19 protein-coding genes are annotated in these 22,694 nt (G+C 72.2%); 12 read left to right on the forward strand and 7 right to left on the reverse strand.

Features of this window, described 5'->3' with window-relative positions; translation table 11 throughout:
- The first annotated feature begins 1 nt into the window (after position 1).
- From AC1VWI_RS04280 to AC1VWI_RS04310, 7 genes are all read left to right on the forward strand, one after another.
- Entirely contained in the window at positions 2 to 3,256 is a 3,255-nt protein-coding gene (locus AC1VWI_RS04280; RefSeq protein ID WP_499509559.1) for a non-ribosomal peptide synthetase, read from the forward strand.
- Positions 3,253 to 4,287 (forward strand): TauD/TfdA family dioxygenase, encoded by a 1,035-nt coding sequence (locus tag AC1VWI_RS04285; protein WP_499509560.1) that lies wholly within the window; start codon positions 3,253 to 3,255, stop codon positions 4,285 to 4,287. The genes AC1VWI_RS04280 and AC1VWI_RS04285 overlap by 4 nt, the downstream gene beginning before the upstream one ends.
- Positions 4,284 to 5,354, forward strand: coding sequence for a 2,3-diaminopropionate biosynthesis protein SbnB (gene sbnB / locus AC1VWI_RS04290; protein WP_499509561.1), 1,071 nt, complete (start codon positions 4,284 to 4,286; stop codon positions 5,352 to 5,354). The genes AC1VWI_RS04285 and sbnB overlap by 4 nt, the downstream gene beginning before the upstream one ends.
- Positions 5,355 to 5,580: 226 nt before the next feature.
- Complete coding sequence (gene sbnA / locus AC1VWI_RS04295) at positions 5,581 to 6,684, forward strand: 2,3-diaminopropionate biosynthesis protein SbnA (protein WP_499509562.1); 1,104 nt, start codon at positions 5,581 to 5,583, stop codon at positions 6,682 to 6,684.
- A gap of 233 nt (positions 6,685 to 6,917) precedes the next feature.
- Entirely contained in the window at positions 6,918 to 7,226 is a 309-nt protein-coding gene (locus AC1VWI_RS04300) for a hypothetical protein (protein WP_499509563.1), read from the forward strand.
- Positions 7,227 to 7,380: 154 nt separating this feature from the next.
- A complete protein-coding gene (locus AC1VWI_RS04305; RefSeq protein WP_499509564.1) occupies positions 7,381 to 8,793 on the forward strand; it encodes a phosphoinositide-specific phospholipase C-related protein in 1,413 nt (470 codons plus the stop codon).
- Between the two features lie 2 nt (positions 8,794 to 8,795).
- Positions 8,796 to 10,739, forward strand: coding sequence for a glycoside hydrolase family 5 protein (locus AC1VWI_RS04310; RefSeq protein WP_499509565.1), 1,944 nt, complete (start codon positions 8,796 to 8,798; stop codon positions 10,737 to 10,739).
- Positions 10,740 to 10,801: 62 nt separating this feature from the next.
- On the opposite strand, the gene AC1VWI_RS04315 is transcribed toward AC1VWI_RS04310, so the two are convergent.
- Complete coding sequence (locus AC1VWI_RS04315; RefSeq protein ID WP_499509566.1) at positions 10,802 to 12,241, reverse strand: cellulose binding domain-containing protein; 1,440 nt, start codon at positions 12,239 to 12,241, stop codon at positions 10,802 to 10,804.
- 230 nt (positions 12,242 to 12,471) lie between these two features.
- On the opposite strand from AC1VWI_RS04315, the gene AC1VWI_RS04320 reads away from it, so the two are divergent.
- From AC1VWI_RS04320 to AC1VWI_RS04330, 3 genes are all read left to right on the forward strand, one after another.
- Entirely contained in the window at positions 12,472 to 13,314 is an 843-nt protein-coding gene (locus AC1VWI_RS04320; protein WP_499509567.1) for a GntR family transcriptional regulator, read from the forward strand.
- 99 nt (positions 13,315 to 13,413) lie between these two features.
- Complete coding sequence (locus tag AC1VWI_RS04325) at positions 13,414 to 14,016, forward strand: DUF4328 domain-containing protein (protein WP_499509568.1); 603 nt, start codon at positions 13,414 to 13,416, stop codon at positions 14,014 to 14,016.
- 14 nt (positions 14,017 to 14,030) lie between these two features.
- Positions 14,031 to 14,765: a PhzF family phenazine biosynthesis protein gene (locus tag AC1VWI_RS04330; protein WP_499509569.1), complete on the forward strand. Its 735-nt coding sequence runs from the start codon at positions 14,031 to 14,033 to the stop codon at positions 14,763 to 14,765.
- A gap of 79 nt (positions 14,766 to 14,844) precedes the next feature.
- Here AC1VWI_RS04330 and AC1VWI_RS04335 read toward each other — a convergent pair whose 3' ends face one another.
- On the reverse strand, positions 14,845 to 15,921 hold the full coding sequence (locus AC1VWI_RS04335; RefSeq protein WP_499516716.1) for a protein kinase family protein: 1,077 nt from the start codon (positions 15,919 to 15,921) through the stop codon (positions 14,845 to 14,847).
- A 164-nt stretch (positions 15,922 to 16,085) separates the two neighbouring features.
- On the opposite strand from AC1VWI_RS04335, the gene AC1VWI_RS04340 reads away from it, so the two are divergent.
- Positions 16,086 to 16,541 (forward strand): hypothetical protein, encoded by a 456-nt coding sequence (locus tag AC1VWI_RS04340; protein ID WP_499509570.1) that lies wholly within the window; start codon positions 16,086 to 16,088, stop codon positions 16,539 to 16,541.
- 12 nt (positions 16,542 to 16,553) lie between these two features.
- Here the strand turns inward: AC1VWI_RS04340 and AC1VWI_RS04345 are convergent, their stop codons facing one another.
- Positions 16,554 to 16,937: a hypothetical protein gene (locus AC1VWI_RS04345; protein WP_499509571.1), complete on the reverse strand. Its 384-nt coding sequence runs from the start codon at positions 16,935 to 16,937 to the stop codon at positions 16,554 to 16,556.
- 169 nt (positions 16,938 to 17,106) lie between these two features.
- Between AC1VWI_RS04345 and sigJ the strand changes: the two genes are divergently transcribed.
- A complete protein-coding gene (sigJ, locus tag AC1VWI_RS04350) occupies positions 17,107 to 18,063 on the forward strand; it encodes an RNA polymerase sigma factor SigJ (protein ID WP_499509572.1) in 957 nt (318 codons plus the stop codon).
- A 9-nt stretch (positions 18,064 to 18,072) separates the two neighbouring features.
- Here the strand turns inward: sigJ and AC1VWI_RS04355 are convergent, their stop codons facing one another.
- The 4 genes from AC1VWI_RS04355 to AC1VWI_RS04370 all read right to left on the reverse strand — a co-directional run bounded on the left by AC1VWI_RS04355 (position 18,073) and on the right by AC1VWI_RS04370 (position 22,423).
- Positions 18,073 to 18,432 (reverse strand): nuclear transport factor 2 family protein, encoded by a 360-nt coding sequence (locus tag AC1VWI_RS04355; RefSeq protein ID WP_499509573.1) that lies wholly within the window; start codon positions 18,430 to 18,432, stop codon positions 18,073 to 18,075.
- A 95-nt stretch (positions 18,433 to 18,527) separates the two neighbouring features.
- Positions 18,528 to 20,171 carry a M4 family metallopeptidase gene (locus AC1VWI_RS04360; RefSeq protein ID WP_499509574.1) on the reverse strand — a complete coding sequence of 548 codons (1,644 nt, stop codon included), beginning with the start codon at positions 20,169 to 20,171 and terminating at the stop codon, positions 18,528 to 18,530.
- 239 nt (positions 20,172 to 20,410) lie between these two features.
- Entirely contained in the window at positions 20,411 to 21,190 is a 780-nt protein-coding gene (locus tag AC1VWI_RS04365) for a crotonase/enoyl-CoA hydratase family protein (RefSeq protein WP_499509575.1), read from the reverse strand.
- Between the two features lie 36 nt (positions 21,191 to 21,226).
- Positions 21,227 to 22,423, reverse strand: a complete 1,197-nt coding sequence (locus AC1VWI_RS04370) for an alginate lyase family protein (protein WP_499509576.1) — start codon at positions 22,421 to 22,423, stop codon at positions 21,227 to 21,229.
- Between the last annotated feature and the right edge of the window lie 271 nt (positions 22,424 to 22,694).

A 22,694-nucleotide genomic window follows, 5' to 3' on the forward strand; every position in this document is an offset into this window, starting at 1 on the left:
GATGGACATGGCAGCGCACGCCGGACGGGAGTTCTGGCGCGGAGTGCTCGTCAAGGGCGGGTTCACCGCGATCCCCCGCTGGACTCCCGAACCGGCCACCGGCGCCGCCGAGCACGTGGTGGCGGTCCCCGACGGCCTCACGGCGTCCGTGCGCCGTGTGGCGGAGGAGGTCGCCGTCCCGGTGGGCTCGGTGCTGCTGGCCGCGCACGCCAAGGTGCTGGCAGCGCTCGCCGGCGAGGCCGACGTCGTGACCGGTTACGTCGCCGCGGGCGGCGCGGTGCTGCCGTGCCGGCTGTCGGCGGGTCCCGGCTCGTGGCGGTCCCTGCTGCTGGACGCGCACGGTGCCGAGTCGCAGCTGCTGGCCTTCCAGGACTTCCCGGTCGACGCGCTCCGCAAGGAGCTCGACCTGGCCGAGCCGCTGTTCGAGACGGTCTTCGACCTGTCCGGCGGTGGTGTCGAGCTCACCCCCGGCACCGTGCTCTGGGTCGGAGCCTCGGACCGCGACGGCCGGCTCTCGCTGCGGCTGCGCTACGCCAACGATGTCATGGACGAGGACGCCGCGGCCCGCGTCGCCGGCTACCACGTGGCCGCCCTGGCGCGGATCGCCGCCGACCTGGACGCCGAGCACACCCGCAAGAGCCTGCTGTCGGCGGAGGAGAACCGGCTGCAGCTCACCGGGATGGCCGGACCGCGCAGGAAGCTGCCGGACCGGCGGATGCACGAGCTGTTCGAGGAGCGGGTCCGGGCGCACCCGGAGGCGGTCGCGGCCGTCCACGGGGACCGCCAGTGGACCTACGGCGACCTCAACGCCCGCGCGAACCGCCTGGCGCACGCCCTCCTGGCCCGTGGTCTGGAGCGCGAGGGCGTGGTCGCGGTGGTCACCGAGCGGAACCTGGACTGGCTGGCGGCCGTGCTGGCGGTCTTCAAGGCCGGCGGCGCCTACCTGCCGATCGAGCCGCACTTCCCGGCCGGGCGGATCAGGAACACCCTGGCCCGGGCCGAGTGCCGCCTGGCGCTGACCGAGCGCGGCAGCACCGCCACGCTGGACGAGGCCCTGTCCGCGCTCCCCGAGGTGCAGCGGCTTCAGGTCGAGGACGCCTACGCCGAGGACCACCCGAGCGAGGACCCCCGCGTGGCGGTCGCCCGCGACCAGCTGGCGTACATCTACTTCACCTCCGGCTCGACCGGGGAGCCCAAGGGCGCCATGTGCGAGCACGCCGGGTTCCTCAACCACCTCTACGCCAAGATCGACGACCTCGGCATCGGCGAGGGCCACGTGGTGGCGCAGACCGCCCCGCAGTGCTTCGACATCTCGCTGTGGCAGCTGGTCTCCGCGCTCCTCGTCGGCGGACGCACCCTGCTGGTGGAGCAGGAGACGATCCTGGACGCCGACCGCTTCCTCGACAAGGTCGTCGAGGGCCGGGTGAACGTCCTCCAGCTCGTCCCCTCCTACCTGGACGTCGTCCTGTCCGCCCTGGAGCGGCAGCCGCGCGAACTGCCGGACCTGCGCTGCGTGTCGGTGACCGGCGAGGCCCTCAAGAAGGACCTCATCGGGCGCTGGTTCGCCGTGCGGCCCGGCGTGAAGCTGGTCAACGCCTACGGGCTGACCGAGACCAGCGACGACACCAACCACGCGGTGATGGACCGGGTCCCGGACACCGACTGGGTGCCGCTGGGCCGGCCCGTCAACAACGTGCGGGTGTACGTCGTCGACGAGCACCTGTCCCCGGTGCCGCTGGGCGCGCCCGGTCTGGTCGTCTTCTCCGGGGTCTGCGTGGGCCGCGGCTACATCAACGACCCCGAGCGCACCCGGCAGGCGTACCTCACCGACCCCCACCACGCCGGTGAGCGGCTGTACCGCGGCGGCGACTACGGTCGCTGGCACCCGGACGGCACGCTGGAGTTCCTCGGCCGCAAGGACCACCAGGTCAAGATCCGCGGTTTCCGCATCGAGATCGGCGAGATCGAGAACACCCTGGTCCGTGCGCCGGGGGTGCGCGACGGCGCGGTCGTGGTCAGCGACGACGGCAGCCAGCTGGTCGCCTTCTACTCGGGCCCCGCGCCCGTGGAGGCGGACGTGCTGCGCGAGCACCTGGCGGCCTCCCTGCCCGCCTACATGGTGCCCGCGGCCTTCCACTGGAAGGAGAGCCTGCCGCTGACCGCGAACAGCAAGATCGACCGCAAGGCCCTGACGGCGCTCGCCGCGGAGGAGACCTCCGAGCGGGACTCCGCCGAGGCGGACCTGCAGGCCCCCGGCACCCCCGCCGAACTGCGCCTGGCGAGGGCGTGGGCGACGGTGCTCGGCGTCCCGCAGGAGCGGATCGGGCGCCAGGACCACTTCTTCGACCGCGGCGGCACCTCCCTGTCCGCCGTACGGCTGGCGATCCTGCTGGACCGCGCGATCTCCCTCAAGGACGTCACCGCGCACCCGGTCCTCGCCGACCTCGCCGAGGTGGTCGACGGCCGGACGACGCGCCGGCCCGGACTGCTGCAGGCCCTGTCGGAGCCGGACGGCGAGCCGCACGGCGCCCTGGTGTGCTTCCCGTACGCCGGTGGCAACGCGGTGAACTTCCGGCCGCTGGCCGCGGCCCTGCGGCCCGCCGGCTGCGCGGTCTACGCCGTCGAGCTGCCCGGCCACGACCCTGCCGCCCGCGACAAGGACTTCGCGCCGCTGGCGCAGGTGGTCGACGCGGTGGTCGAGGAGATCGCCGGCCGCGGACTGTCCCGGATCCTGCTCTGGGGCCACTCCTCGGGCACCGCCCTCGCGGTGGAGACCGCCCGGCGGCTGCGGGAGCGGGGCGTGGAGGTCCAGCGCGTGTTCCTCGGCGCGCAGCTGCTCGGCGACTCCGCCGGGCGGCGTGCCGCCGCCGACGCGCTGACCGGCCGCAGCGACGCCGACATCGCCGCGGAACTGAGCGGCGACGGCGGTTACGGACAGCTCGCCGAGCTGGACAGGGCCCGTGCCGGGCACGTGGCCGCCGCCTACCGCCACGACTGCGTGGCGGCCCACCGATACTTCGCCGACGCGTTGGACTCCGCACCGCCGGTGCGGCTGTCCACGCCGGTCACCGTGGTCGTCGCCGCCGACGACCCGTACACGGCGGACCACTCCCGCCGGTACCGCGAGTGGCAGCTGCTGGCCGAGCACGTCGACCTGTACGAGCTCGCCCGCGGCGGTCACCACTTCCCCCGCACCTGCCCGGACGAGGTGGCGCAGGCGGTCCTGCGCGCCGCCGAACTCCTGGCCTCCCCATGAACGGCAACCGAGAGGAGACGCAGTTGTCGACCTCAGCTTCCCCTCCGTCCCTGCTCGACCTCGAGCTGCGGCCCGGCTCACCCCCGATCCTGCGCACCGGGGCCGTCCAGGACCCGGCGGGCTGGGCCGACGGGCACCGCGACGCGCTGCGCGCGGTCGTCGCCGAGCACGGCTCGGTCCTGATCCGCGGCCTCGGGCTCACCGACGCGGACAAGGCCGCAGGCGTGGTCAGGCGACTGGCCGGCCGGCTGACCGCAGAGAAGGAGGCCTTCGCGTCCCGGCGGACCTACGCCGAGGGCCTGTACTCCTCCTCCAACTGGCCGCCCAACCAGCCGATGTGCATGCATCACGAGCTCAGCTACCGGCTCGAGTTCCCCGGCATGATGATGTTCGCCTGCCTGACCGCGCCGGAGAAGGGCGGGGCGACGGCGGTGGCCGACGCGCCGACCGTGCTCGAGGCGCTGCCGTCCGAGCTGGTCCAGCGCTTCGAGCGCGAGGGCTGGCTGCTCACCCGCAGCTACAACGACGAGATCGGGGCGACCGTCGCCGAGGCCTTCGGCACCGACGACCGCTCCGCCGTCGAGGACTACTGCCGCACCAACGCCATCGCCTTCGAGTGGCAGCCGGACGGGGCCCTGCGCACCCGCCAGCGGCGCAGTGCCGTGGTCCGCCACCCGGTCACGGGCCGGCGCTGCTGGTTCAACCAGATCGCGTTCCTCAACGAATGGACGATGGACCCCGAGGTGCACGAGTACCTCGTGGACATGTACGGCGCCGAGGGCCTGCCGTTCAACACCCGCTTCGGCAACGGCGACCCGATCGGCGCGGACGTCGTCCAGCTGCTCAACACCGTCTACGAAGCGAACACCGCCCGCGAGCCCTGGCAGACGGGCGACCTGATGCTCGTCGACAACATCCGCACCGCGCACAGCCGCGAGGCCTACGAGGGCCCCCGTGAAGTGCTGGTCGGCATGGCCGACGCGGTGCGCCTGGCCGACTGCTCCCCGACCGTCGAGGTGACCACCGCATGACCAGCAACCGCTCCACCGCACAGGGTTCCACGCCCTCCGGGCCGCTCACCGTACCGCCGTTCGCGGTGGTCCCCGGTGTCCAGGTCCAGCGCGCGCTGCACGGGCGCGAGAAGCAGATCACGGAGCTCGTGGAGACCACCTACCGGCTGCACTCCGCCGGTGACTCGGTGAACCCGCCGTCGTACTTCCTGCGGTTCCCCGACCGCCCCACGGCCCGGATCATCGCCCTGCCCGCCTCGATCGGCGGCGACGTGCGCGTGGACGGCCTGAAGTGGATCTCCAGCTTCCCGGAGAACGTGGCGGCGGGTATCCCCCGCGCCTCGGCGGTGCTGATCCTCAACGACCACGACACCGGCTACCCCATCGCGTGCCTGGAGAGCTCCATCATCAGCGCCACCAGGACGGCGGCGATGGCGGCCCTGGCCGCCGACCGGCTGAGCCGCCCCGACCGGCGCCCGAAGCGCGTCGGATTCTTCGGGACGGGACTGATCGCCCGCTACATCCACACCTACCTGGTGGGCACCGGATGGCACTTCGACGAGATCGGCGTGCACGACCTGTCCACCGAGAGCGCCAAGGGCTTCCGCGGCTACGTCGAGCAAACGGGCGCCCCGGGACGCATCACCCTGCACGAGGACCCCGAGCAGCTCATCCGCTCGAGCGACCTGGTGGTCTTCGCCACCGTCGCCGGTGAGCCCCACGTACGGGACATGACCTGGTTCGGGCACAAGCCGCTCGTGCTGCACATGTCGCTGCGCGACCTCACGCCGGAGATCGTGCTCGGCTCGACCAACGTGGTCGACGACGTCGAGCACTGCCTGAAGGCGGACACGTCGCCGCACCTGGCGGAGCAGCGCACGGGCAACCGGGACTTCCTGGCCGGCACGCTGGACGACGTGATCGCCGGGCGGGTGGCGCTCCGCGAGGACCGGCCCGTGGTGTTCTCGCCCTTCGGCCTCGGGGTCCTCGACCTCGCGGTCGGCAAGTACGTCTACGACGAGGTGGCGCGTTCCGGCGAGCTGCGCGTCGTCGACGACTTCTTCCACGAACTGCGCCGGTACGGATGAACGGCCGCGACCCCGCCCCCACGGCCCCAGGCCCCCGGACCTGGGCCCGGGCCCCCGACGGAGGGGCGGGCACCACGGCGACGGACGACAAGGAGCCGCATGCGGACGCACCTCCGGGAAAGACCAACGGTCCAGCCACGCAAGCTCATCAGTGCAGGACACAGCGGCCGCTGACGCGCTGCTCCCCCGTCTCGACGGGAGAGGCGCTGCAGATGAGGAGGCCATCGTGACAGTCATATCCGTTCCCCAGGCCTTCAACGAGGAAGAGCTCTTCGTCGACCTCGAGTCGATCTTCGGGCAACCGCTCTTCCTGAAGTGCGAGGGCTTCAACTTCGCCGGTTCGATCAAGCTCAAAGCCGCGACCGAGATGGTGGAGACCGCCGAGCGGGAGGGGATCCTGACTCCGGAGTCGATCCTGGTCGAGTCCTCGTCCGGCAACCTGGGCGTGGCCCTGAGCATGATCGCCGCCAGCAAGGGCTACCGGTTCCTGTGCGTCACCGACGCACGGTGCAACCTGTCGACCCGGCTCCTGATGAAGGCCCTGGGCAGCCAGGTGCACATCATCTCGGGCCCCGACGCCCACGGCGGCTACCTCGGCGCGCGGCTGGACTTCGTCCGCGCGCTGTGCGCCTCGGACGACCGGTACGTGTGGCTCAGCCAGTACACCAACCCGGGCAACTGGAGGGCGCACTACCGGACGACCGCTCCGGAGATCGCACGGCAGTTCCCCGAGGTCGACGTCGTGTTCGTCGGGGCCGGCACCACGGGAACGCTGATGGGCTGCGCCCGCTGGTTCCGTGAGTGGTCCCGGCCGGTGAAGGTCGTCGCGGTGGACAGCGTCGGCTCCGTGACGTTCGGCGGGGCCCCGGGCCGGCGGATGATCCCCGGGCTGGGCATGAGCGTCCACCCGCCGCTGCTCGACGAGTCCTTCGTCGACGAGGTCGTCCTGGTCGAGGAGGCGGACACCATCCGCGCCTGCCACCGGCTGGCCCGCCGCGGCTTCCTGTTCGGCGGCTCGACGGGCACCGTGGTCAGCGGCGCGATGAGCTGGCTCGAGAAGAACGGCGCCCCCGGCCTCACCTCGGTGGCGATCGCGCCGGACCTCGGCGAGCGCTACCTCGACACGATCTACCAGAGCAACTGGCTGCAGGACCTGTACGGCGAGGACGTCCTCGAACCCGACGAGCGGGCCGACACGTCCTGGGCCGACCCCGCCTGGGCGGCGGCTGCCGAAGCCGCGTGGGCCAACACCCCCGCGGCACCCCCCGCCGAACCCGAACCCGAACCGGCGAGGACGCAGTCGGTCTCACCCGACGGTCAACTGCACTGACGGCCGGGCGGTGACGCCGCCCCCCGTCGAACGCGTGCTGCTGCGGCGGTCCCCGACCGCCGCAGCAGCACGTGCGCGTCAGATCGGGTTCCGCAAGAGGCATTCGGGCCGCCCGCACTGAGTAGATCCGCCGCGCGGAAATGAGCACGCGTGCTCATCCCCCGCCCAGGAGCATCGCCGTAGCCTCGTGAGCACGGTCGGTAACGACACCTGGGACCAAGGGGGAACCTACGATGATCCGCCGCGCCGCCACCGCTCTGGCACTCTCCGCCGCCTCTCTGCTGATCGCCGCGGGGGTCGTCACCGCCACCGGCCCGCAGTCCCAGGCCTCGACCGAAGCCTGGGTCGGACCCGGCGTCGCCCAGGCCTGGGTGGGCCCCGGAGCCGCCACCCAGGCCTGGGTCGGCCCCGGCGTCGTCAAGGCATGGGTCGGCCCCGGAGCCGCCACCCAGGCCTGGGTCGGCCCCGGCGTCGTCAAGGCATGGGTCGGCCCCGGAGCCGCCACCGAAGCCTGGGTCGGACCCGGCGTCGTCGAAGCTTGATCCGGTCCGGGCGGCACCGGGGGCCGGATGACGCGCCGGTCCGCACGACGTGAAGGCGGGCGCCGTCGACGGCGCCCGCATCCCCGTCCGGAACCGGCGCCCCCGGCCCGACACGCCCTTACATGGCAAGCGTTACCGGTGGTATGTCATGCGCATGACTACCTCTCGAAGCGCTCGCTTCGTCTCCCTGCCCCGCGCAGGCGCGGTGGCGGCCGCGGTCCTCGCGGTGACCGTTCCCGGGCTGCCACCGGCGGCCGGCGCGCCTGCGCCCGCCGGGGCCGCCGTCGCTGCCGCCCCCGGCGGCACCCTCTCCGTACAGAGCGCCGTGAACGGCCTCAACGCCTCCGACAGCGGCGGCACCGTGGCGCTGCACCGGCCCAAGGGCAACGAGGACCGGCAGCAGTGGACGGCGGTCGCCGTGTCCGGAGGGCAGGAACTGCGCAGCACCGACGACGCGAGCCACTGCCTCGGGCGTTCCGGCTCCGACGCGGCGATCGTGGCGTGCGGCGGCGCGAGCGCGGCCTGGGAGATCACGGCGGCCGGCGACGGTACCTACGCCCTCACCGTGCCCGGCACATCCGACCGCCTCACCCTGGGCGAGGCGCCGGGCGGGGGCGTGTACCCCGAGCGGCCGCGCGTGGGCGCCGCGGGCCCGCTGTCCCGGTGGTACCTCACACCCACCCCGCTCCCCCGGGCCGCCATGCCGCCCGCCGACCAGCGCACCCTTGACCAGGTCACCTTCCTGACCGCGCACAACGCCTACGCCAACGGCGTCGACGGCGGCTTCGCCCCGCCCTTCGTGAACCTCTTCCCCAACCAGTCGCGCGGCATCTCGCAGCAACTCGACGACGGCGTCCGCGGCTTCATGATGGACATCCACCAGACCCCGGACGGCGCGATCCTCTGCCACAACAGCTGCACGCTGGTCAGCCGTCCCGTCGCCCTCTGGGTGGACCTGCAGCGGATGGTCGACTTCCTCCGGCAGCACCCGGGGCAGTTCGTCACCGTCTTCCTGGAGGACTACGTCTCCCCCGAGGTGCTGCGCTCCGAGCTCTCCCGGGTGAACGGTCTGTACGACGTCCTGTACCGCCCCGACCAGGACGGCGTACGGGAGCACGGCTGGCCCACCATGGCCGACCTGGCCGCGCGCGACAAGCAGCTGATGATCTTCACCGACCGGACCCGCGGCTCCGACACCGGCCTCAAGCGCGACAGCTTCGGCGTGCAGTACCAGCAGGAGTGGACCGTGGAGAACTACTGGTCGATGGGCTCCGGCGCGAGCACCTCCGACTGGTCCTGCTACAGCCGCTGGTACGGCGCCGGGGTCAACGTCCCGCTCACCCGCGAGGAGCCCGGTTTCCGGCCGCTGTTCGTCATGAACCACTTCCGGGACACGACCATCGCCGGCACCGCGTCCACCGACAACGGCAAGCTGCTCAACCGCACCCAGAACTTCTGCGAGCCCGCGGCCCGCAAGAAGCCGACGTACGTGGCCGTCGACCGCTACGACCTCGGCTCGCCGAAGAGCGCGGTCGACCAGCTCAACACCTACACCGTGGTGCCGTAGCCGTGGCCGCGACGTTACCGCGCCGGCCCCTCACGGCCGTGGCCGCCGCGCTCGTCACCCTCATCGGCCTGCTCACCCCCACGACCGCGCTCGCGCGGGACCCGGAGCCCTCGGCCCCCGCCGCCCCCGCGGCGCCGGCCACCGCACTCGCCGCGTCCTGGACCCCGCCGCTCAGCACCCGCGGGCGTTACGTCGTCGACGCCGAAGGCAACCGCTTCAAGCTCACGTCCGGCAACTGGCACGGCGCCAGCGGCACCTGGAACGGCTCGGGCGATCCGGCCGACCCCGCGAACCACCACGCGGGCGAGGACTCCGGCCGCATGCCGCTCGGCCTCGACCGGGCGCCGATCGCCGAGATCCTCTCCGGCTTCGCCGAACTCGGCATCAACAGCGTCCGGCTGCCGTTCTCCGGCGAGATGATCCACGACACCGTCCCCGTCACCGACGCGGCCGTCGCCGCCAACCCCCAACTGCGCGGCAGGACACCGCTGCAGGTGTACGACGCCGTGGTCGCCGCCCTCACTGACGCGGGCTTCGCCGTCATCCTCAACAACCACACCAACACCACCCGCTGGTGCTGCGGCGTGGACGGCAACGAGCGCTGGAACGCCTCGCAGTCCACCGGCACCTGGGAGGACGACTGGCTGTCCATGGTCCGCCGCTACCGCGACAACAAGCGCGTCGTCGGCGCCGACCTGTACAACGAGGTGCGCCGTTCGGTCTGGGACGACCCCAACTGGGGCCTCGGGGACGACCACGACTGGTTCGCCGCCTCGCAGCACCTGGGCGACCGCATCCTCCAGGAGGCCAACCCCGACCTGCTGGTCATCGTCGAGGGCATCAACTGGACGGGCCTGCCCGTCGACGGCCTCCCCCACGACCGCCCCACCCTCGAGCCCGTCCAGCGGCTGTCCCACACCCTCGTCCGGTCCGGGAAGCTGGTGTACTCCGCGCACTTCTACGGCTACACCGGCCCCCGCCACAGCGGCGCCACCGGCATCGGCGAGACCCACGACCCGCGCTACAGCGACCTCGGGCGCGACGAGCTGTTCGCGGAGCTGCGCCGGCAGGCCTTCTATGTGTCGTCGGACACCGGCCGGCACTACACGGCACCGCTGTGGATCAGCGAGTTCGGCGTCGGTGGCCGGGACGAGACCAACGAGAAGTCCCGCGCATGGTTCGCCAACTTCACCGACTTCCTGATCCAGACCGACGCCGACTTCGCCTACTGGCCGCTGGTGGGCTGGCACGAGAACCGCCACGGCAACGGCTGGGCGCTCCTGCACTGGGACGCCGCCGGCCACCGGATGGGCCTGTACGACGGCGACGACTGGCGGGCCTCCGCCTGGTCCCGGCTCGTCGGCAGCCCCGGCCGCACCGGGTACGTGGCCCCCGCCGACCGCTGGTCGATGCTCAGCCCGGACCACGGCGACTTCGTGCAGAGCCTGCGCATGCGGGCCCGTCCCGACTGGGACCCCGGCGCACGCAAGGCGGCGTGCCCGGACGGGCAGCGGCTGATCGGACTGGCCCACACCGGCAACCGCGGCCTGTGCACCGACACCGGAGCCGGGGACCTGTGGGCGTCCTCGGGCGCGTACCAGGTCGTCACGGACGAGCGGTACGTCCCGTCGGGCGGGGACTGGGCGTCGGGCTACACCAAGCTGCAGTGCCCGGCCGGTTCGTTCCTCGTCGGCTACGCCGTCCGCGGCGCCGCCGTCTCCAGCGCGCTGTGCGCCACCGCGGGCACGGCCCTGGGCGGCGGCGGGCGCACCGTGTGGTTCGACCGGGGCGACAACCGTCCCGCGTCGGGTGCCGGCGGGGACTTCGGTCACGGCAGCTACAAGGGCCAGTGCGCGGAGGACGAGTACGCGGCGGGCATCGCCTACACCGGCCGCTTCGGTTCCTCCCGCACGCCGGACGCGCTGTACTGCCGGTCGCTTCCGTAGGGGCGGGTCCGTGCCGCCGCCCACCGCGCCCCTGTGGCGGTGGGCGGCGGCACGGGGCCCGGTCAGCTGCCCGGGACGGTGTCGGTGAAGACGGTGCCCGCGGTGCGGTAGGCGGCCACCTTCGCGGCGACCTGGGCCGGGGTCAGCACCTGGTCCTTGACGAAGTAGACGTAGTCCACCTGCTGGTCGTAGGAGCGCGAGGTGCTGCCCGTCTGGCCGGCGAGGTCGATGAGCCAGTGGTTGAAGTCGATCCACTGGCCGGTCTCGGGCAGGTAGGGCTCGCCGTGGGTGCCGAAGACCTGGCCGTCGATGTAGTAGGTGATGGCGTTGTTGTCGATGGTGAACTGCAGGTCGTGCCAGCCGTCGTAGCTCTGGCGGTTCTCCGAGTGGGTGTTGACGGCGTTCCACGGGTCCGGGTTGTAGGTCTCCCAGGACGTCGTGTACATGATGTTGCTCGGCTCGCCCCAGCCGCCGTTGGGCAGGTACTCGAAGTCCTGCTCGCTGTAGTTCGGGTCCATCGGGGCGTTGAGCGGCGTGAAGGCGAAGAAGGTCTGCACGACGTGGTCCCCGTCGGGGCCGCCGGTCGGGGTGTCGTCGAAGCGCACCCGGGCGGCGTAGGTGCCGTTGCGGAACTTGCGGGCGCTGGTCTGGATCTCGCTCTCCTTGGTGCCGGCGGCGGTGCCGTCGGTGGTGAGGCGCAGGTTCATGACCTTGTTGCTTCCGGTGCCCGCCACGAAGGTGACGTCCTGCGGGGACCAGGTGGCGCCCGGCACGCCGGGACCGCCCTGCCCCGACTTCACGGTCCAGCCGTGGCTCTGCAGCGCGGGGTCGCTGCTCGAGGTGTAGCTGAAGTCGTCGAAGAGCGCGGGTGCGTTGGGGTCGGTGGGCGGCGTGGTCGGCGGATCCGTGGGCGGCGTCGTGGGGTCGTTGCCGGCGGGCGCGGTGCCCCAGACGACCGAGCCGCCGCGCTGCACGGTGACCTTGTCCCAGTCCGCGTACGACGTCTGGGAGCCGTTGAACGAGTAGTCGTCGGACTGGGTCAGGCGCTGCCAGTCCGCGCGGTAGAAGCGCAGCTGCATGTCGCCGGTGTTCTGCCCGGGGGCGAGCGATCCCGCGCCGGAGGTGAAGCCGATCTCCAGGTAACGGTCGGCGGTGGCGGTGGGGTTGGCGAGGGTGCCGAAGGTACCGGTGATGTTGGCGCACCCCTTGACCGCCCAGGAGCACGCGAAGCGGTACGCGGTGGTGGGGCTGTCGGCCTTGAAGTAGTAGCGCAGGGTCACCTCGCCGAGCGGGACGGACGAGGTGCCCCGGTTGGTGATCTCCAACCAGGGCTCGGTCTGGTCCGCGGTGGCCCCGGACGCGCTCGTCCGGTACTGCGCGGTGAGCGTGGCCGCCGCGGCGGAAGCGGGCAGCGCGACGAGCCCGGCGCAGGCGAGACCCGCCGTCGCGCAGGCGGCCACGGCGGTGCGGACCCGGGCGGTGGTGCGGAACGGTCCTGACATGGGGACCCCTTCCAGTCGGGTGGAGCGCGTGGGGGAGGGCTTACCACTTGGCAACTGGTCTTCCACTGGTAAGGGAAGGTGGCATAGACCAGATGAGGGGTCAAGCCCCGTAACAGGAAGGGAATTCGAGACGTCGGCGGCCCAAGCGACAGCGGAAGGCTGGAGAACTGGTCAGCAACTGGATAGCCTCGGGCACACGGCATTGCACGGCCATAGAGAAGGGCGGGCGCATGACGGGTGAGGCACCGCGGTCACCGCTGAAACGGGAACGGGTCCGCGACCACCTCCTGGAACTCGTCGAGTCCCAGGCACCGGGCACCCCGATCCCCTCGGAGCGCGCCCTGTGCGAGCGGCTCGACGTCTCCCGCCCCACCGTGCGCTCGGCCGTCGACGAACTGGTCACCACCGGCCTGCTCGTCCGGCGCCACGGGAGCGGCATGTTCGTCGCCCCCGCGAAGATCACCCAGGAACTCGCCCAGGGGGAGAACGCCTTCAGCCTGCCGCAGGCCTCCGGCCACTGGCTCAGCCGCGTCCTGGAGTTCGCCACGGTACGGGCCGGCGCCCGCGTCGGCCGCAAGCTCCGCGTGTCGCCCGCCGCCGAGATCGTCTACATCGCCCGCCTCCGCCTCGTCGACGGCGAGCCGATGGCCGTCGAGTACCTGCACGTACCGGCCGACCTGGTACCGGGGCTGCGCGCCGCCGACATGGTGTCCGGGGACTTCTACGCGTACCTGCGCGAGCGGCACGGCGTCCACGTGCACGAGGCCGTCCAGTCCATCGAACCCACCGTCGCCAACGAGGAGGAGGCCCGGCTGCTGCACGTGCCGGTGCTCTCCCCCGCGCTCCTCTTCGACCGCCTCACCAGTGACGCCGCCGGCCGCCCCGTGGAGTACGTGCACTCCCTCTACCGCGGCGACCGCTACCGCATCGTCTCGCGCCTCTCCCTCGCCGACTCCGCGCCCGCGGGCCGGCCCGTTCCGGCGGGACACCACCCGGGCATGCCCCCCGACGAACGCGCCGCCCCGGCCGGCACGCTCGCCCACGTGGTGGGGGACGTACAGCCCCGCGGATGAGGGCCCGCAACCCGTACACATGTGCGGCCCTCAACCCCTATGATCACTCCGCTCCCGTGTCCACCGGAGCCGCGCACGACCCGAGACAGGCCATCCACGATGTCCAGCAAGCCCCCCAAATCCCCTTTGCTGCCCGCCCGCTGCGCGCAGGCGGCCATAGCCGCGGCCGCCGTCCTGGACGTGTTCCGGGCGGTGGCCCTCCAGGACCGCCGCCTGCATCCGACCGATGCGACGCGGCACACCTCCGGCCTGGTCTCCCAGGTCTTCGTGTACCTGATGACACTGACCGTCGTCCTCTTCCTCGTGTGGCTCGCCCGGTCCCGGCGCAATGCCCTGGCGCTGTCCCCGCAGGCACCACTCCCGGGCGGAGGCTGGCTGATCGGGGCGTGGTTCGTCCCGGTGGTGAACCTCTTCGTGCCCCGGCGGTTCGTCCTCGACATCGGACGTGCGAGTTCCCCGTCATGGAACCCGAAACGCGACTCGACGCTGGTGAACCTCTGGTGGGCGGCCTGGATCGGGCACGGAATCGTCCTCTCGCTGGCCACCCAAGCCGCCCCGGGCTCGCGGTCCGCCCTGGCGGTCGCGGAAGCGCTCATGATCGCCGCGGCCGTGCTGCTGGGCATCCTCATCGAGCGCATTACCACGCTCCAGAGCGCCGCGCTGGGCACCTCGGTTCCCCTCTCCCCCGTCACGCAGTCATGAGGCAGGCTGCACCCATGACCGGCTACGACATAGTGCGGGTCTTCTGCGGACCCGACGGCGGCCACGGCGACCGGCTGGCCGTGGTGCGTGACGGAAGCACCGTCACCGACGACCAGGACCGCGTCGCGTTCGCCCGGCGATCGGGCTTCGCCGAGACCGTGTTCGTGGACGACCCCGAGCGGGGCATCATCGACATCCGCTCGGCGGACGGACGGCTGCCCTTCGCCGGCTCCCCCTGCATGGGCACCGCCTGGCTGCTGGACGCCCCCGAACTGATCACCCCGGCGGGGGTCGTGGGCGTGCGCCTCGACGGCGAGTTCACGTGGCTGGAGGCCAGCCCCGCCTGGGCCCCGCACCGCACCCTGCGGCAGTACGACTCGCCGGAGGAAGTGGACGACCTGCCCGTACCGCCGCCCGGCGAGTGGGTCTACGCCTGGGCCTGGGAGGACGAGGCCGCCGGACGCGTCCGCGCCCGCGGCTTCCCGGGCCGTGGCGACGGCGTCGACGAGGTCGAGGCCACCGGCTCGGCGGCGCTGCTGCTCACCGACCGCCTCGACCGCTCCCTCAACATCGCCCAGGGCCGCGGCTCCCAGATCCTCACCGCCCCCGCACCGGACGGCCTGGTCGAACTCGGCGGCCGCGTCCACCTTGAGCGCGCCGTCCCCGGCACCCCCACACGCACCCGCCCCGCGATCACCCTCGGCACACCGACCTCGTCCCGCCGCCGTATCCATCTGCTCGACCTCTGACCCATGGCCGGGGACCGGGCGGTGGATCTCCTTCCGGACGACAGGCACGACCCCGAGATCCGGGTTCGAACGTCTTCCGTCAGCGAAGGGGGAAGCCGTCCGTCCCGCCGAGCCGGCGGATCTCGTCGAGCGGGAACGGGGTCTGCCTGCTCCGACGCTGGAAGGAGAGGTTGAAGTCGGAGATCACCGCGGCGACCGGCGAGTGCCGGGCGAGGATCGCCGTGGCCACCTCCGGGATTCCCGTGGGGCGTTTGCCCTCCGCATAGGCGCGCACCAGTGCGTAGCGGCCCTCCCGGTCCTCCCTCCGGAATCCGTACAGGGCGGTGACCAGCCAGTTCACCAGGTATGTGGCGGTGTAACAGCGGTCGTAGACCTGATTTCGGTCGAAGAAGTCGGCTTCCTCCTGCGACAGTTCGAACCCGGAGGACATCGCGAGGCCGTAGTCCGCGAAGTACAGCCGCCGGCCATCGGTCAGGATGTTCTCGAAGTGCGCGTCGAAGTGCAGGAGCCCGTGGCCGTTCATGAACGAGATCCCGGCCGCCAGTTCCCTCTCCACCATGGCGCAGGCCCGGTCGGCGGTCTCGTCCCCCGCTTCGACCTGGGTGCCCAGCCACTGGTGCAGGTTCTGCGGGATGTACTCCAGGAAGAGCGCGACGCTCGCCGAGGACTGCCGGAGCGCCTCGATCCGGCGGCGCACCTGCGGTGCGCCGCCCCAGTAGGCGACGGCCCTTTCGATGTCGGCCAGTTCCTCGGGCAGGGGCGTCGAGTCCGGCAGCACCCGCCAGTGGTACATCAGGGGGAAGCCCTCGTGTTCCCCCGCGAGCACCCATTTGGTCGTCATGGTGTGCACGGCGAGCTCGCGCCAGGCCCCGAAGCCCGGCCCGCCGATGGTGCCGACGCCGTACTGGCAGAAGACGGGCATCTCGAACAGATTCGCCGTGGACCGGACGTGCTCGGGTTGCCTCTCCAGATCGGTGAGGGGCACCCGCTTGACGAAGACCGGGGTTCCGGCGACCTCCAGCAGGGCCGCCTTCCCGCCGATACCGGATCCGAGCGGCACGGCCGTGTCGACGAGCTCGCGCAGGGCGCGGTCACTGCGCAGGGCCAGGGAGGTGGAGACGGCACCATGGGCGGTCAGGCGCCCACCGCGCGACATGTCGGGGCACTTCACTGCGGCCTCCACCGTCAACTCCCGCCGAGCGCAACGACCGCACTCTATGTCACGCTCGACGACGGAATCCGGGGGAGGGCCGCCCCCGGCGGACCGCCGCCGGGGAAAATCCCTGGCCCCGGCGTTCCGCCCCGTCGCATGATGCGCGCATGGCCGAACGGTTGCGGAACAGCGCATGGCAGTACGTCGCGGGGATCGTGCCCGTCGAGGACCTGCCCATGCTGGCGGCGCACGCGCTCGTGGACGGCGACGATTCGCCGGCACTGCGGGAGCTCGCCGGGCTGTCGCGCCGCGAGGACGCGGACGTGATCCGTGAGCTGTACGGACGGGCACTGAGCGAGCTGGACATCCCGGTTCCGGACGAGGAGACCGCCGGCCGGCGGGTGCTCCTCGACCGTGCCCGGGCGCTCGTCCGGGGTGAGCTGACCGCGGTCGAGGTGGCATGCGGGCTCTACGCGGCCACGGCGAACACCCCGGAGGAGACGCACTTCCTCGACACCGCTGCCATGTACAGCGAGTGGCTCCTCCCCGCCCTCCTGCCCGGCTGGGAACGAGAGCTGCGCGCCGCCGCCCTCAGCCTGGTGACGTCCGCCGGGCGGCCGTAACTGCGGGGCCGGCTACGGCCGTCGGACGTACAGCATGTGGCCCAGCGCCAGCACGCTCAGGCCGAACATCAGCACGCCCAGGGGGACATGGAGCGACGGCATGTGGGCGATGCCCAGCACCACCTGTGCAGAGGCGAGGACGAGGAAGCCGGAAGCGTACAGGATGGGGCGGGGCGATCCGCCGCCCGGCCGCCATGCGAGGATCGCGGCGAGCACGTACAGCATCGAGGCGCCGTACATCACGCGTGCTCCCACGCTGTGCAGCACCTCGCCGTGGGACGAGGAGAGCAGTACTCCGGCGGTGACCGCCTGGAAGAAGATCGCCGAGGTCTGCAGGACGATCGCGACCTGGAGGAAGGTGAGGCTGCGGTGTCCTGCCGTTGTCTGTATGGCCATGACGCGGTCCCTCTTCTGTCGCACGGGTGCGGATCGGTACTGTCCCGTCACTCCGACGACCTGGACCCGTGAACTGTCAGGCGGGGCACCGGCCTGACGAACGGGTGCGGTGTCCCGTCGAAGTGGCGGGAGCGGAAGCGGACGGGACGAACAGGGAGCGGTCGCGAGGATGAGCAGCACCCCATTCCGGTCAGGGCACGACCGGTCGGAGCCGGACCTGAGCGCGGTCGTCGGCGAGCGGCGCCATCTCATCAACCTCGCCTACCGTCTGCTCGGTTCACTGGCAGAGGCCGAGGACGCCGTGCAGGAGACCTACGCCCGCTGGTACGCGATGTCGCGGGAGCAGCAGGAGGCCATCGAGTCGCCCGGCGCCTGGCTGACGACGGTGGCCAGTCGCGTCTGCCTGGACCTGCTCGGCTCGGCCCGCGTCCGGCGCGAGCGCTACGTCGGCTCCTGGATACCCGAGCCGCTGCCCGACCGTGCGGAGTGGACCGGCGGCCCGGCCGTCGGGGGCGGGGCGGAGTCGGCCGACCCCGCCGACCGGGTCACCCTGGACGAGTCGGTGACCATGGCCTTCCTGGTCGTGCTGGAGGCGATGACGCCGGCCGAACGCGTGGCGTTCGTCCTGCACGACGTCTTCCGGTTCCCCTTTCCCGAGGTCGCCGGGATCGTCGGCCGGACGCCGGCGGCCTGCCGGCAGCTGGCGTACTCGGCCCGCCGGCGTGTTCGCGACGCGCGGGACCCGGCGGTGCCGACGGCCGGGCAGGCCGGTGTGGTGCGGCACTTCAAGGAGGCCTGGGAGGCCGGGGACATCAAGGCCCTCGTCGGCCTCCTCGCCCCGGACGCCACGATGGTCGCGGACGGCGGCGGGCTGGTCGGCGCCGTCCTGCGCCCGGTCGCGGGCGGCGAGCGCATCGCCCGGTACCTGGTCCACATCGCGGCGAAGTCGCCGGGGCTGACGCTCCTGGAGCGGACGGTCAACGGCCTGCCCGGCCTGGTGGCCCAGCACGCCGGGGTCACCGTCACCGTGGCGGCGTTCGGCGTCACCGGCGGCCGTGTCACCCGGATCTGGGCGGTCCGCAACCCGGACAAACTCCGGCCGTGGACGGCGAGCGGATCCGCCTGACGACACCGCTCAGGCGACGTCCGCGCTGCCTTCGCGGTAGACCTTCGCCGAGGCGATGCGACCGTCCCAAAGTTCGTAGAAGGCGGCGATGGGGCAGGTGCGGCGCTCGCCGCGGTAGGTGAGGGTCTCGGTCATCTGGCAGGCCGCGCGGTCGCCCGCGGCGATGAGGTCGTGCACCTCCAGCATAGGGAGCAGCCCGCGCATCGCCTCGTCGAAGAGACCCGTCAGCGCGGCGCGGCCGCGCACCGTGGTGGTGCCGGTGATCCACACGGCGTCGTCGGTGAAGCCGGCGAGGAGCGCGTCCAGGTCGCGGGCGTTGAAGGCCGCTACGTGCGCGTGTATCGCCGCCGCGGCGTCAGTGGTGGTCACGGGTGCCAGTGTGGCAGGCCCCGCGGGACCGACCTGGCAGTGGTCGGTCCCGCGGGGCCGGTGATGCGGTCCCGCCGTCGGTCCCGGCGTCGGCGTCAGTTGACGTTGACGGCGGACCAGGCGGCGGCCACGGCGGTGTACTCGGCGCTCGACGCGCCGTAGAGGTCGGTGGCGGCCTTGAGGCTGGCGGTGCGGGCGCCCGCGTAGTTGGTGCCGGATGTCATGTAGACCGTGAGGGCGCGGTACCAGATCTTGCCGAGCTTGTCGCGGCCGATGCCGCCCACCGTGGAGCCGTTGCAGGTGGGGCTGTCGTAGCTGACGCCGTCGACGGTCCTGGCGCCGCTGCCCTCGGCCAGCAGGTAGGCGAAGTGGTTGGCGACGCCGGAGGAGTAGTGGACGTCGAGGTTGCCGACGCCCGAGCTCCAGCAGTCGGCGGAGCTGCCGTCCTTGGAGGGCTTGTCCATGAAGCGCAGCGCTGCCTTGCCGAAGCCGGACTTCACGATGCGTTCGCCGATGAGGTAGTCGCCGGTGTCGGAGGCGTTGCCCGCGTACCACTCGACCAGCGTGCCGAAGATGTCCGAGGTGGCCTCGTTGAGACCGCCGGACTCCCCGGAGTAGGTGAGGCCCGCGGTGCGCGAGGTGACCCCGTGGGACATCTCGTGCCCGGCGACGTCGAGGGCGACCAGCGGCCCGAAGGTGGTGCCGTCACCGTCGCCGTAGGTCATGCAGAAGCAGCTGTCGTCCCAGAAGGCGTTGTTGTAGTTGTTGCCGTAGTGGACGCGGTTGTACGAGCCCTTGCCGTCGCCGGCGATGCCGCTGCGGCCGTGGACGGTCTTGTAGTAGTCCCAGGTCTCGTCGGTGCCGTACTGGGCGTCGACGGCGGCCGTCGCGCGGTCGGCGGTGGTGCCGGTGCCCCAGTGGTTGTCGGCGTCGGTGAAGAGGACCGCGGGGGCCCGGGAGAAGCAGATGCCGAAGATGCACAGGTCGGTCTTGTTCTGCGCGTCGCCGGTGTAGGTGTTGCCGCGGGTGGGGTCCTTCAGCTGGTAGGTGCTGCCGCTGAGGGTGGTCTCGAGGGACACGGTGCCGCCGTACAGGGACTTGCCGTCCCCGGCGGCGGTCTCCAGGGCGTCCCAAGCATCGATGCGGGCGCCGGTGCGGGCGTCGGTGAGGACGACGCGGGCGGCGGGGTTGCCCAGGCTGTCGAGGCCGACGGCGGTGGTGCGCCAGGCCAGGCGGGGCGTGCCGTGCAGCGCGTCGACGACGAGCTGCGGCTTGGCCTTGGCCTGCCGGAACGTGGTCCCGCGGTGGGCGGAACGGAGCGCGGCCAGGCCCTTGTCGGCGGCGGTCGCGGCCGTGACGGCGGGGGTGGTGCTCGGGACGGCGAGGTCGGAGCGGGTGGCCCGCTCGGCGCCCTCGTAGGCACCGCCCGGGGCGAGGTGGACGACGAGGTCGCCGCCGAGGACCGGCAGTCCGCGGTAGGTCCGGTCGTAGCGGACGTGCTGGGCGCCGTCCGTGTCGGTGACGACGTCGCGGACGGTACGGCCCTGCGCGGAGGTGAGGGAGAGCCGGCCGGCGTTGGCCGTGACGGCGGCGTCGGCGCGGGCGACGCCGGTGGCCCGGGAGGGGAGGTCACGTCCGGACGCGGACGCCGCGGAGGGCGTCAGGAGGGCGGCCGTGACGGCGGTCGCCGCGAGCGCCGCGGATATGGCGGTCGCGGCACGTCTGGTGCTGGGCTGCATCGTGCTCCTCTGGTGGGGGGCGTGCGCGGTCCCCGCATCTGCGTCCGGCCACGGTGGGGCGGGCCCGGGTGCGGAGGTGAGGCGGTGCCAGATTTAAGTGCCCATGACATGGGGATGTCCAGAGCGCGTCCGTGGTCCACACACGGGAACCGGCCGAACCACACACGGCGGACACGCGATGGGCGCAGGTCAGCGGGACGACCGGCGCGGATCGGCCCCCGTCGGACGCTCCGCGCCGGTCAGCTCACCTCGAACGCGCCGTGCCTCCCGGCCCCCGCCGAGAAACGCGCCGCACCCTCCCCCGCTTCCGCGAGGGACACCCGGCCGTGCCGCAACTCGACCTCGAGCGCGGCCGTTTCCTCCAGCCCCTCGGCCTCCAGCACCGCGAGCCGGTCGTGCCGTACGCAGGTCTGCGGGAAGGCCGCGATCTCCGCGGCGAGCCCCTCGGCGGCGGCGCGCGCCCCGCCGACCGGGGCCACCCGGTTGACCAGACCCATGGCGTACGCCTCGGCCGCTGCGACCGGACGCCCCGTCAGGATCAGGTCCATCGCCCGGGAGGTGCCGATCAGCCGCGGCAGCCGTACCGTCCCGCCGTCGATCAGGGGCACGCCCCAGCGCCGGCAGAACACCCCGAGCACGGCCTCCTCCTCGGCGACCCGCAGGTCGCACCAGAGGGCCAGTTCCAGGCCGCCGGCCACCGCGTGACCCGAGATCGCCGCGATGACCGGCTTGCCCAGCCGCAGGCGGGTGGGCCCCATCGGGCCGTCACCGCCGCCCCCCTCGGTCACGCCGGTCACCTCGTTGCCGCGCGGGGTGCCGATGGCCTTGAGGTCGGCACCCGCACAGAAGGTGCCGCCCTCACCCCACAGCACGGCGACCGAGGCGCCGCGGTCGGCGTCGAACTCGCGGAAGGCGTCGGCCAGCTCGCGCGCCGTCGGGCCGTCGACGGCGTTGCGCGCCTCGGGGCGCGAGAGCACCACCGTGGTGACGGGTCCGCTGCGCTCGACACGTACGGGCATGGCCTGTTCCCTCCGCCGCCGGTCACCTCTGCCTGGTCAGGAGAGGTTATCGCCGTGGGTCAGGGTCTCCCAGGCGACGAAGAGGTTGTTGCTGCCGGCCGGGCGCTGGGATTCGGTGAGCGCCTGGGTGTTGGTCATGGCGTAGCCGAGCCGGTTGTGGATCGCGTTGTAGCCGACCTCGGTGACCGGCCCGAGCCCCAGGTTGAGGTGCCCGCCGCACAGCCAGGACGGCACGGCCTCGCCCCGCTGGTACTTGGACTGGAAGCCCAGCGCCTGCCGGAGCCGTTCGCCGACCTGCGGGTAGAGGTCCTCGCCCTGGATGCGGCTGGTCTCCGCGACGTGCGAGATCGACGAGATGCCGTAGCCGGTGTGCGTGAAGTCGCGGCAGGTCTCCTGGGTGAGACCGGTCACGAAGGTGGACTGGCCCTGCCAGTAGCCGACGATCTCGTCGCGGGTGTCGAGCCCGCTGCCGGGCACGGTCTTGGGCAGTGCGCCGTCGGTGTCCAGGTAGACGTACGCGGCGACCCGGTTGAGGTAGCGGGTCACGGCCTTGTCGTACGAGGTGCGGTCGTCGAGGAAGACGGAGATGCCGACGGCGGCCTCCATCATGCTGAGCTCCCAGTTGCCGTTGCTCTTGGAGCCGTTGATGACCTCGGGGAGGTAGACGTTGCGCAGCATGGTGGCGAAGCGGTTCACGTTCGGCCAGCCGGTGTACGTGTAGCGGATGATCTCCGCCGCGCGCGGCCACACCGAGCCCGCCCAGCCGGTCTGCAGCGGGGCGTTGCTGTTGGTGTGGTCGGTGATGGTGGCCGACCAGGCGTCCATCAGCTGGATCGCCTTCTGCGCGTACTTGGCGTCGCGGGTGATGTACCAGGCCAGCGCGTTGGTGTAGGCGGCGATCGCGTCCTCGCGCTCGTCGGTGCAGCCGTAGTTGGGGTTGGAGTAGGAGCCGCACTCGACGACCGCGCGCGGCTTGGGGGTGCGCGACTGCGAGGCGTACGCCGACGCCATCATCTGGTCGTAGGCGCCCTTCCAGGGCTGCGCTCCGGCCTGCACCTTGGCGCGTGCGAAGTCGAGTTGGGCTCGGCTGACCAGGACGCCGGGGTGGCTGAAGGCAGCGGGCGCGGCGTCGGCGCGACCGCTGCCGGGCAAGGCGGTCAGGAGGGCGGCGACCAGCGCCGCGACGAGGGCGAAGACGCCCTTGGTGAGGAGACCTTGTGACCTGTGGGACATGGGGGGACGCCTTCCCAGGAGACGGCATGTTCACATGGGTGAACCATGGATGCACCCGTGAACACTGCGATTGACGGATGACGGTAGGACTAGACCAATGCCCCGTCAAGTCCCCTGTCGTGCACGGCTGATACCTGCCACCAAGACGCACACGGCTCCGACGTACCAACGGGGCGTGGGGACACGTATCTGACCCACCCTCACACCCGGCCCCCGCCCGGCGGCGCTCCGATGGCGGGCCCGCCTCCCCTCCCCCAGGCTCGATACGCAT

Source organism: Streptomyces sp. TOM-9, assembly GCF_056858595.1.